The organism is Paraburkholderia sp. BR13439, from assembly GCF_040948805.1.
Taxonomy (GTDB): domain Bacteria; phylum Pseudomonadota; class Gammaproteobacteria; order Burkholderiales; family Burkholderiaceae; genus Paraburkholderia; species Paraburkholderia youngii.
This window is the reverse complement of sequence record NZ_JBFPKN010000198.1, coordinates 1-258: the sequence shown is the minus strand read 5'-3', so window position 1 is coordinate 258 and position 258 is coordinate 1. Positions and strand designations below refer to the sequence as shown.

Sequence of the window (258 nt, the reverse complement as noted above, 5' to 3'; positions counted from 1 at the left end):
GCTGGGCGGTGGTTCGATCGTGCTTGCGGATGGCTCGATCAGCGCGCCGAAGTTCAGCGTGGGCGGCACGACGGTGTACAGCGTGGCCGAAGCCGTGACGAACCTCGACGGTCGCACGACGCAGAACGCGTCCAGCATCACGAACGTGCAGAACCAGTTGTCCGAGGGCACGGTGGGTCTGGTCCAGCAGGACGCAACCAGTCGTGACATCACGGTGGCAAAAGACGCTGACGGTTCGGTGATCAACGTGGCGGGCAC

1 protein-coding gene is annotated in these 258 nt (G+C 64.3%); it reads left to right on the top strand.

Annotated features, from left to right (window positions below; all coding sequences use genetic code 11):
• A partial coding sequence (locus tag AB3X96_RS42850) for a hypothetical protein (protein ID WP_368594454.1) occupies positions 1–258 on the top strand: 258 nt, incomplete at both ends.